Origin of the sequence: Corallococcus llansteffanensis (assembly GCF_003612055.1) — a bacterium.
Lineage (GTDB): Bacteria > Myxococcota > Myxococcia > Myxococcales > Myxococcaceae > Corallococcus > Corallococcus llansteffanensis.
On record NZ_RAWB01000361.1, the window covers coordinates 1 to 10,312 of the forward strand.

The window sequence follows — 10,312 nt, forward strand, 5'->3', positions numbered from 1 at the left end:
GTCCTGTTGCGGCAGGGGACGCTGCGGCTGCTGCTGACGCAGGGGCTGGCGGCGGACGACGCGGCCTCCGTGTTCGTCGAGCGGCATGGCGACGGCATCCGGGACATCGCGCTGCGCACGAAGGACGCGCTGGCGGCGTTCGGACACGTCACGCAGCGTGGGGCCCAGCCGCTGCGCGAGCCGGTGACGGGGAAGGACGGCGTGGGCCGGCGCATGCTCCAGGCCACCGTGGCGGCGGTGGGTGACGTGGTGCACTCGCTCATCCAGAGCGACGCGGCGCCCGGGACGTTCCTGCCTCCGGGGCTGGTGGCGTGTGAAGCGCCCGTCGCGTTGGACGCGGGGCTGTTCTCCGGGTTGGACCACCTGGCCATCTGCCTGGAGCCGGGCACGCTGGACGCGACGGTGCGCTTCTACCAGCACGTCTTCGGCTTCCGGCAGTCCCACCAGGAGGTCGTCCACACGGACGCCAGCGGGATGAACTCCAAGGTGGTGCAGAGCCCGTCGGCGGGCATCGTGCTGCCGCTGCAGGAGCCGCTGTCGCGGGAGAACCCCGGCCAGATTGGCGAGTTCCTCCGCCGGCACGGTGGCCCCGGTGTGCAGCACCTGGCGCTGCTGACGCCGGACATCGTCGGGTGCGTGCGCCAGCTGCAGCGGCACCTGCCGTTCCTGGAGATCCCCACGCGGTACTACGAGCGGCTGGAGTCGCGGCTGGGCACGCTCTCCTTCGACATGGGCCCGCTGCGCGAGCTGGGCATCCTGGTGGACCGCGACGAGTGGGGGACGCTGCTGCAGACGTTCACCCGCTCCGTGCACCCCCGCCAGACGCTGTTCTTCGAGGCCATCCAGCGCCAGGAGGCGCGCGGCTTCGGGGGGGCCAACATCCGCGCGCTCTTCGAGGCGGTGGAGCGTGACTACGCGCGGGTCCAGGCGTGAGCGCGGCCCGGGGTGAGGCCGTGTCGCTGCCGCTCGCGGCGTGGGCCCGGGAGCTGAAGCCGTCCGCCATCCAGGACATGCTCCAGCGCATCCACCGGCCGGGCATCCTCTCGCTGGCGCTGGGGCTCCCCGCGCCGTCGCTGTTCCCCTCCGCGGGGCTCGCGGACGCCGCCGCGCGGGTGATGGCGGAGGAGCCCCTGGCGCTCCAGTACCGGCCCACGCTGGAGCCGCTGCGCCGGCAGGTGGTGGCGTTGATGGCCCTGCGCGGCGTCACGTGCGTGCCGGAGCAGGTGTTCCTCACCGCGGGCGGTCAGCAGGGGATGAGCCTGCTCACGCGGCTGCTGTTGGATCCGGGCGGCACGGTGCTCCTGGAGGACCGCGTCTATTCGGGCTTCCAGCAGGTGTTGGATCCGTTCCAGCCGAAGCGGCTCACGGTGCCCACGCACCCGGAGACGGGCATCGACGTGGACGCGGTGCGCGCGGTTCTGGAGAAGGGTGAGCGGCCCGCGCTGCTGTACACGATGAGCGACGGCCACAACCCGCTGGGCGTGAGCATGCCGCTTGCGTCGCGCCAGCGGCTGGTGGCCCTGGCGCGCGAGCACCAGTTGCCCATCATCGAGGACGACGCGTACGGGCTCCTGCAGTACGAGCCCGGGACGCTGCCGGCGCTGCGCGGGCTGGAGGACCGGTGGGTGTACTACGTCGGCTCCTTCTCCAAGGTGCTGGCGCCCGCGCTGCGGGTGGGCTGGGTGGTGGTGCCGGAGGCGATGGTGGGCCGGCTCGCCACGGTGAAGGAGGCGAGCGACATCGACACCACGACGTTCGCCCAGCGCGTGGTGCTGGCGTTCCTGGAGTCCGGCGCGCTGCCGGCGCACCTGGAGCAATTGCGCGCGGGCTACCGCGAGCGCCGCGACACGCTCGTCGCCGCGCTGGAGCGCCACCTCGCCCCGCATGGCGCGCGGTGGACGAAGCCCGCGTGCGGCATGTTCGTCTGGGTGGAGTTCCCCGACCGCGTGGACACCACGGCGCTGCTCGGCCGCGCGCTGGAGGAGGTCCAGGTGGCCTTCCTTCCCGGACAGGCCTTCTCCGTGGTGGGTGGACGGAGCGCGTCGCACGGGCTGCGCCTCAACTTCTCCCACGCCGAGCCCGCCGTCATCGAGGAAGCCGTGGCCCGGCTGGGCCGCGTCCTCGCGCGGGGCTGAGGGCCCATGCGTCCCCTGTGCCTGGACGAGTACGAGCAGCAGGCCCGCGCGAAGCTGCCCGCGGGCGTCTTCGACTACGTGTACGGCGGCAGTGACGACGAGTCCTCGCTGCGCGACGCCCGCAAGGCCTTCGACGCGTGGTGGCTGCGGCCCAACGTGCTGGTGGACGTGTCCCGCTGCGACACCTCCGTGAGCCTGCTGGGCACGATGCTTGCGCACCCGCTGGTGGTGGCGCCCATGGCGTACCAGTGCCTCGCGCATCTGGAGGGAGAGGTGGCCACCGCTCGCGCGGCCGGGGCGCTGGGCGGGCTGATGACGGTCAGCACGATGGCCAGCCGCACGCTGGAGGACGTGGCCCGGGCCGCGACGGGGCCGCTCTGGTTCCAGGTGTATTGCTTCCGCGACCGCGCGGTGACGACGGCGCTCATCCGCCGCGCGGAGGCCGCGGGCTACCGCGCGCTGGTGCTCACGGTGGACACGCCCCGGCTGGGCCGCCGGATGCGGGACATGCGCAGCGGCTTCGGCCTGCCGGCCCACGTGCGCGCGGCCAACTTCGACGCGGACGTGAGCCAGGCGCTGGCCACCCGCGCGCCGGGCGAGTCGGGCATCGCGGCGCATGCGTCGCGGGACTTCGACACCGCGCTGACGTGGGAGGCCGTCGCGTGGGTGCGCTCGGTGTCGCGGCTGCCGGTGCTCCTCAAGGGCGTCCTGACGGCGGAGGACGCGGAGCGCGCGGTGGCGGCGGGCGTGGACGGGCTGGTGGTGTCCAACCACGGCGGCCGGCAGCTGGACGGGGCCCTTCCGCCGCTGGAGGCGCTGCCGGAGGTGGTGGCGGCGGTGCGTGGCCGCTGCGAGGTGCTGGTGGACGGCGGCATCCGCCGGGGCACGGACGTGCTCAAGGCGCTGGCGCTGGGAGCGAAGGCGGTGCTGGTGGGGCGCCCGGTGTACTGGGGGCTCGCGGCGGGCGGCGAGGAGGGCGTGGGCCACCTGCTGTCGCTCTTGCGCGAGGAGCTGGAGCTGGCCCTGGCGCTGTCGGGCCGGCCCACGCTTTCGGCATTGGACGGGTCGGTGCTCCGGCGCCGGGCTGCTTTCGGCTAGGCTTCCGCCTCCGAGGGGGTTCCGCCGTGCCGATGCTCGTCTACAACCCAGGCCAGGCGGATGAGCTCTCCTATCCGCTGGGAGACGTGCCGCTCACCATCGGGCGCGCCGATGACCAGGCCATCTGCATTCCGCACCGCAGCCTGTCGCGTCAGCACGCCCGCATCGAGTCCTCCGACGGGCGCTTCTTCGTCACCGACCTGCAGAGCAAGAACGGCACCTTCGTCAACGGCTTGCAGATCCGCCGCAAGGAGCTGCGCCCTGGCGACACGCTGACCCTGGGGGAGCTCGTCTTCCTGCTCACCCCCGAGGCCCCTTCCTCGGTGGCGCCGGGCCAGCCCGGGGACGCGCCCGGGGCCTCCGACGAGCCCCGTCCCCAGCTCACGCGCGCGCTCACCCGGGTGCCGCTGAAGACGCTGGTGCAGGCGGTGGCGGGCCCGGCCGCCGGTCCGGAGCCGTCCGCGTCCGAGTCCGCCAGCCCGGCGACGCGCGCGAGGGAGCGGCTGCGCATCCTCCAGGAGGTGGCGAAGCTGCTGTCCGTCACGGACGACTTCGACACGCTGCTGGGCAAGGTGCTGGACCTCGCGTTCCAGATCCTCCACGTGGACCGGGGCGTCATCCTGCTGCTGGATGAAAAGACGGGGAAGCTGGAGCCGCGCGTGTCGAAGACGGCGGAGGGCACGGCCGTGCGCGGGCCCATCTTCAGCCAGAACATCGTGGACTTCGTCCTGCGCCGCAGCGTGGCGGCCCTCTTCTCCGACGCGGTGAATGATCCGCGCCTGGACGCGGCGCAGTCCATCATCTTCAACTCCATCCGCGCCTCCATGTGCGTGCCGCTCAAGCCGCGCGACGAAGTCATTGGCGTGCTGTACGTGGACAACCTCTCCACGCCCAACCGCTTCTCCGAGGACGACCTGGACTTCCTCGTCGCGTTCGCGGGGCAGGCGGCGCTCGCGCTGGAGAACGCCCGGCTCTACCGCCGCATCGAGGAGGAGACGGTGCAGCGCATGCAGCTCATCATGGACGCGAAGCTCGCCTCGCTCGCGTCGATGGTGGGCGGCATGGCGCATGAGCTGCGAAACCCGCTCAACTTCATCAGCAACTTCGCCGGCCTGTCGGTGGGGCTCACGGAGGACCTGGCCGGCGTGCTGGAGCCGCAGCGCGAGCGGCTGGGCCCCGAGTCCGTGCGCGACGTGGACGAGGCGCTCGCCTGCCTGCGCACGAACGTGCAGAAGATCAACGAGCACGGCCGCCGCGCGGACGCGCTCATCCAGGGCATGCTCCAGCACGCGCGCCGCTCGCCGGGCCCGCGCGAGGCGGTGGATCTGAACGCGCTCGTCGCGGAGAGCCTCGCCCTGGGCCAGGGCGGCGTGCGCGGTGAGCCGGTGCCCGTGCGGCTGGACGTGGAATACGACCCCTCCGTGGAGCGCGTGGAGCTGGTCCGCGCGGACGTGGGGCGCGTCATCATCAACGTCGTGGACAACGCGCTCTACGCCATGCGTCAGAAGTGGACGGCCCAGGGGGCGGCGTACGTGCCGGTGCTCAAGGTCCGCACCCTGGCGCGTCCGGAGTCCGTGGAGGTGCGCCTGCGCGACAACGGCCCCGGCATTCCGGCCGACAGCGCGCAGCGCATCTTCGACCCGTTCTTCACGACGAAGCCGCCGGGGCAGGGGACGGGGCTGGGGCTGTCACTCAGCCATGACATCATCGTCCAGGGCCACCAGGGCACCTTCCGCATGGAGACGGTGCCGGGCGAGTTCACGGAGTTCGTCATCACCCTGCCCAGGCAGGGTCGACAACGGTTTGAGGCTCGGGGAGCGCGATGAAGAACCCAATGGATCCCAACCTGCTGGAAGCCTTCCAGGGCCGCTACGAACTCCTGTCCGAGCTGGGCGAGGGCGGCTTCGGCCGCGTCTACAAGGCCCGGCAGGTGACCACCGGCCAGAGCGTGGCGGTGAAGCTGCTGCGGCTGACGGAGGGCGCGACGCCGGAGTCGGTGGAGCGGCGCAGCGCGCGCTTCGAGCGCGAGATGAAGCTGTGCGCGCAGATGCACCACCCGAACATCGTGCGGCTCATCGACTCCGGGCGGGCGCAGGGCGGCGCCGTGTACTCCATCTTCGAGTTCGTCCCGGGCAAGAACCTGGCGCAGGTGCTCGCGGAGGAGGGCGTGCTGGATCCGGTGGAGGTGCGCCACCTGATGCTCCAGCTCCTGGACGCGCTGGCGTGCGCGCACGCGCAGAACGTGGTGCACCGGGACTTGAAGCCCGCGAACATCATGGTCGTTCCCACCGGCGCGCGCCGCAACGCGCTGGTGCTGGACTTCGGCATCGGGTCGGTGACGGACGAGCTGACGCGCGCGGAGCCGCAGCCGCGCATCACCTCCACCAACGAGTCGCTGGGCACGCCGTCGTACGCGGCGCCGGAGCAGCTCCGCGGCCAGCCGCCCACGCCGCGCTCGGACCTGTACGCCTGGGGCCTGGTGTTCCTGGAGTGCCTCACCGGCAAGCGCGTCTTCGAGGGCGCCACCGTCGCGGAGGTCATCTTCCAGCAGCTCTCCGCGGAGCCGGTGGCCATCCCCGCGGGCATCGCCGCGCACCCGGTGGGCAAGCTGCTCCAGAAGGCCACCGCGAAGGACCCGTCCCAGCGCACCATCTCAGCGGAGGTGCTGCTGCGCCAGCTGGAGGCGGTGGACCTGTCCAACCTGCCGCGCCGGCCCGCGCCCGTGCGCATCCAGCCCGCGGCCCCCAACGCCGAGACGGCGACGGTGGAGCTGAGCAGCCGCACGCCCAACGCCCTGTCCACGCGCGCGCGGCGGTGGGCGGAAGGGGAGCGCCGGCAGCTCACCGTGGTGTGCTGCACGCTGTCCGCCACCGCGATGGCGCCGGGCCCGGTGGACATCGAGGAGCTGGATCACGTGCTGGGCGCCCAGCAGGAGGTCTGCATCGAGATCGCCCGGCGCTACAACGGCCACATCGCCAGCGCGCTGGGCGACATCGTCCTCTTCTACTTCGGCTATCCGGCCGCGCGGGAGGACGACGCCCGCCGCGCCGCTCAAGCCGCGCTGGACATGGTGGCCGAGGTGCAGCGCCGGGGCCGCGCCATCGAGGCCGAGCGCGGCACGCGGGTGGAGATCCGCGTGGGCGTGCACACGGGGCTCGTGGTGTCGCGCGAGCAGCGGGACCCGACCCTGTCCGGGCTGGGCTTCGTGGTGGGCACCACGCCGAAGCTGGCGTTCCGGCTCTCCACGTCCGCGCCCTCGGGCGGCATCCTCGTCACCGGGGACACGCAGCAGCTCGTGCGCAAGCACTTCCCCCTGGTGCCCGGGTCCCCGTCCGTGAGCGACCTGCTGCCTCCCGGCCTGGAGACGTTCGCGCTCCAGGGCGCGGACGCGACGTGGAGCGGCGCGGACGACGCGCTCTCGCTGGTGGGCCGCACCCGGGAGCTGGACCTGCTGCTGTCGCGCTGGGAGCAGGTGCGCGCGGGGCAGGGGCAGGCGGTGCTCGTCACCGGCGAGCCGGGCATCGGCAAGTCGCGCCTCACCCGCGAGCTGGGCGACAAGCTGGGCGTGGATCCGCACACGTGGCTGGAGGCCCGCTGCACGGCGGACAGCTCCAGCCAGGCCTACTTCCCGGTGGTGGACCTGCTCACGCGGCTGGTGGATCCGAACCGCGACCTGTCGCCGGAGGGCCGGCTGAAGGGCCTGGAGGCGCTGCTGTCCGGCTTCAGCTTCGACCTGCCGGAGACGATGCCGCTGTTCGCCCCGCTGCTGTCGCTTCCCCTGCCGCCGGAGCGCTGGGCTCCGCTGGACGTGCCGCCCCTGAAGCACCGGGAGCTGACGCGGCACGCGCTGCTTGCGTTCCTCGCCGCGATGGCGGAGCGGCAGCCGGTGGTGCTGGCGCTGGAGGACCTGCACTGGGCGGACCCGTCCACGCTGGAGCTCTTGAAGGAGCTGGTGGCGGAGGTGCCGTCGCAGCGCCTGTTCGCGGTGTTCAGCGCGCGGCCGGAGTTCGAGCCGCCGTGGCCTTCGTCCTCCGTGATGCAGGTGCAGCTGGGCGCCCTCGCGCGCGCGGAGGTGGAGCGGCTGGCCACCGCCGCGGCCGGGGGGCCGCTGTCGCCCGAGGCGCTGGAGGAGATCGCCACGCGCACGGACGGCATCCCGCTTTTCATCGAGGAGCTGGTGCGCACGCTGCTGGAGTCCGGCGCGCTGGTGGAGCGCGAGGGCCGCTTCGCGCTGGACGCCGGCAAGGCGGGCCCCGCCGTCCCCGGCACGCTGCGCGACCTGCTCGTCGCCCGGTTGGACCGGCTGGGCCGGAGCAAGGAGACGGCGCAGATCGCCTCGGTGCTGGGGCGTGAGCTGTCGCACGACCTGCTCCGCCACGTCAGCCCGCTGACGCCCGAGGCGCTGGAGGCCGACCTGGAGCGGCTGGTGGGCGCGGGCCTGCTGCACCGCAAGCGCCGCCCCAAGGGCCCCGCGTACCTCTTCAAGCACGCGCTGGTGCGCGACGCGGCCTACGACTCCATGCTCAAGCGGCACCGGCAGCAGGTGCACGCGAAGACGGCGGCGGCGCTGGAGGAGCACTTCCCGGAGGTGGTGAACGAGCGCCCGGACCTGCTCGCGCACCACCACGCGAGCGCGAACCTCAAGCGCAAGGCCATCGTCTACGCGCAGAAGGCCGCCCTCGCCGCGCTCATCCGCTCCGCCTACGTGGAGGCCATCCTGTTCGCCCGGCTGGGCCTCTCCTGGCTGGACGCCATCGAGGAGCCGCTGGAGCGCGCACAGCTGGAGCTGAGCCTCAACGGGGTGCTCGCGCCCGCGCTGATGTCCACCCAGGGCTGGCGCTCGCAGGACCTGCGCACCGTGGCCGAGCGGTCGCTGGAGCTGCTCTTCACCGTGGGGGAGAGCCCCTACGCGGCCCCGACGCTGTGGGTCCTCTCCATCTACTACCACCTGGGGGGCGACCAGCGTCGGGTGCGCGGGCTGTTGGACCGCCTGGTGGCCCTGGCGCAGGCTTCCGGGGACGCGGGCCAGGAGGCGGTGGCGCTCACCATCCTCTCCAACTGTGAGCTGCTGGAAGGCCGGCTGGGCGATGCGAAGGCGCGCGCGGAGCGGTGCGTCGCGCTGTTCGACCCCGTCGCGCACCGCATGCACCGCATCCTCTACGGGCAGGACACCCGCGTGGGCGGCGAGGTGGTGCTGTGCCGGGCGCTGTGGCTGCTGGGCTTCGCGGATCAGGCCCGCGCGCACGGCGAGGCCGCGGTGGCGTGGGGCCGCGAGCTGAACCACGGCACCAGCATCGGTCTGTCGTTCATCTACCTGCTGCTCATGGCGCAGGAGCACGGGGACCGCGCGGAGGCGCAGCGGCTCATCTCCCAGCACGCGGAGCTGTCCCACCGCCATGGCCTGCTGGAGCAGTCCGCCTACGTGGGCATCCTGCGCGGCTGGGCGGCGAAGGACCTGGCGGCGACGCGTCAGGGCGTGGCGATGCGCGAGGCGTTCGGCACGGAGATGGACCAGCCCGCGTACTACGCCATCCTCGCGGAGCTGGAGCTGGAGCTGGGCCACGTGGACGCGGCGCTCGCCTCGGTGGAGCGCGGCCGGGAGCGCGCGCAGGCCCTGGGCGAGGGCTACCACGAGGCGAAGCTCCTCCGCGTCAAAGGCCGGGTGCTGCTCCAGCGTGACGGGAACTCTGCCCTGTCGGCGGAAGCGTGCTTCCGGCAGGCCGCGGAGGTGGCCCATGCGCAGGGCGCGCGGATGCCGGAGCTGCAGGCCGTCACCGCGCTGGCGCGGTTGCTCCAGGCATCGGGCCGACAGGAAGAAGCCCGGCAACGGCTCCAGACGATCTACAGTACGTTCACCGAAGGGCTGGGGACACCGCCCGTCGTGGAGGCCCGCGCGCTGCTGGCGGCGCTGGGAGGAGACAGCTGACATGAGCAAGAAGAAGCCGGAGTCGAAGGCCGCACCCGCGCCCGCGAAGGCCCGCCCGCTGGCGCGCAAGTCGCGCGCGCCGGGCCAGGGGGCCCAGGCCTCGGTGAACGAGTGGCAGGCGGTCTGGATGCGCGCCGTCGCCCTGTCGTGGAAGGAGCCCGCCTTCGAGAAGGCCCTCCAGAAGAACCCCCGGCAGGCGCTGAAGGAGCGGTTCGACTTCGAGCTGCCCGCCGGCATCCACCTGAAGGTCGTCGCCTCCACCGCGAAGGATCCGGCGGCCGCCCCCGACTGGAAGCTCGCCAGCGCCGACGTGGAGCTGGCCCTGCCGAGGAAGCCGGACAACGTGGCGGACCACGCGGTCGCGCTGTCCAGCCTCACGGACACCTACAACCGCTCGCACTGCTGCGGCAGCCCCTGCTGCTGACGCCGTCCGGGGCTCGCATGTCCGGGCCCCGGGCCTGGCCGCTTCAGGGAGGGTCGGCCGCCGGCTCTCCCCCGGACACCGCGAAGGCGCCTACGGACGCCTCCGCGAAGCCGTCCACGCCCGCCACGCGCTGGAAGAGATCCGGGTCGCTGCGCCCCAGCGCGTAGGGCCGCAAGCCCAGCGCGGTGGACACCAGGTAGAGCGTCTGCACCAGCGCTCCGGTGTCCTGCAGCACCAGCGAGTACGCCAGCGTCTCGTACTTCCACGCGAGCCGGGGCACGCGCGCGGCCACCACCATCAGCACCTCCGGCCGATCGAAGGGCTCCACCGGCGCGCGGGCCTCGTCCAGGAGCGCGTGGAACTCCGGCGTGGGGCCGCTCAGGCGCTCCAGCCGGTGGCCCAGCGGATCGTAGTGGTACACGCCCGGGGCAAGCCCCTGGCACTCGCCGACGAGCGGGTACAGCTCCAGCGCGTACGCCGCTCCGGCGCTGGGGTAGGGCCGGTCCGTGATGTCGCCGTCCCGCGTGGCCCGCACGTCGCGCACGCGCGCGGCGCGGAACAGCAGCTCGCCCAGCTGCCGCACCGTGAGCGGCGCGGCGCCCCGGCCCCGCAGGCTGCGCCGGTTCTCCAGCACCTCGGTGAACGACAGGTCCCCGGCGCGCAGCGCCTCCACGTCCGGGCGAAACAGCTCCAGCACCTCCTCCGTCACCGCCGGCTTGAGGGCGGGCG

7 protein-coding genes are annotated in these 10,312 nt (G+C 73.1%); 6 read left to right on the forward strand and 1 reads right to left on the reverse strand.

What is annotated here, in order from left to right; translation table 11 throughout:
* The 6 genes from hppD to D7V93_RS28185 all read left to right on the forward strand — a co-directional run.
* Positions 1-933, forward strand: a 933-nt coding sequence (gene hppD / locus D7V93_RS28160; RefSeq protein ID WP_120646327.1) for a 4-hydroxyphenylpyruvate dioxygenase, incomplete at its 5' end; no start/stop codon positions are given.
* Positions 930-2,135, forward strand: a complete 1,206-nt coding sequence (locus D7V93_RS28165; protein ID WP_244237556.1) for an aminotransferase-like domain-containing protein — start codon at positions 930-932, stop codon at positions 2,133-2,135. The genes hppD and D7V93_RS28165, both read left to right, overlap by 4 nt.
* A 6-nt stretch (positions 2,136-2,141) precedes the next feature.
* Entirely contained in the window at positions 2,142-3,233 is a 1,092-nt protein-coding gene (locus D7V93_RS28170; protein ID WP_120646328.1) for an alpha-hydroxy acid oxidase, read from the forward strand.
* A 32-nt stretch (positions 3,234-3,265) separates the two neighbouring features.
* Entirely contained in the window at positions 3,266-5,059 is a 1,794-nt protein-coding gene (locus tag D7V93_RS28175) for an FHA domain-containing protein (protein WP_120646329.1), read from the forward strand.
* A gap of 8 nt (positions 5,060-5,067) precedes the next feature.
* Positions 5,068-9,159, forward strand: coding sequence for a TOMM system kinase/cyclase fusion protein (locus tag D7V93_RS28180; protein ID WP_244237557.1), 4,092 nt, complete (start codon positions 5,068-5,070; stop codon positions 9,157-9,159).
* A 1-nt stretch (position 9,160) separates the two neighbouring features.
* A complete protein-coding gene (locus tag D7V93_RS28185) occupies positions 9,161-9,583 on the forward strand; it encodes a BMA_0021/BMA_0022 family TOMM bacteriocin (protein WP_120646331.1) in 423 nt (140 codons plus the stop codon).
* Positions 9,584-9,626: 43 nt separating this feature from the next.
* On the opposite strand, the gene D7V93_RS28190 is transcribed toward D7V93_RS28185, so the two are convergent.
* On the reverse strand, positions 9,627-10,312 hold a 686-nt coding region (locus D7V93_RS28190; RefSeq protein ID WP_147451379.1), incomplete at its 5' end, for a SagB family peptide dehydrogenase.

What these genes read in the sequence shown, in the direction of transcription:
- D7V93_RS28170 (WP_120646328.1), top strand. Translation starts at nt 2,142, where the DNA reads ATGCGTCCCCTGTGCCTGGACGAGTACGAGCAGCAGGCCCGCGCGAAG.
- D7V93_RS28175 (WP_120646329.1), top strand. Translation starts at nt 3,266, where the DNA reads ATGCTCGTCTACAACCCAGGCCAGGCGGATGAGCTCTCCTATCCGCTG.
- D7V93_RS28180 (WP_244237557.1), top strand. Translation starts at nt 5,068, where the DNA reads ATGGATCCCAACCTGCTGGAAGCCTTCCAGGGCCGCTACGAACTCCTG.
- D7V93_RS28185 (WP_120646331.1), top strand. Translation starts at nt 9,161, where the DNA reads ATGAGCAAGAAGAAGCCGGAGTCGAAGGCCGCACCCGCGCCCGCGAAG.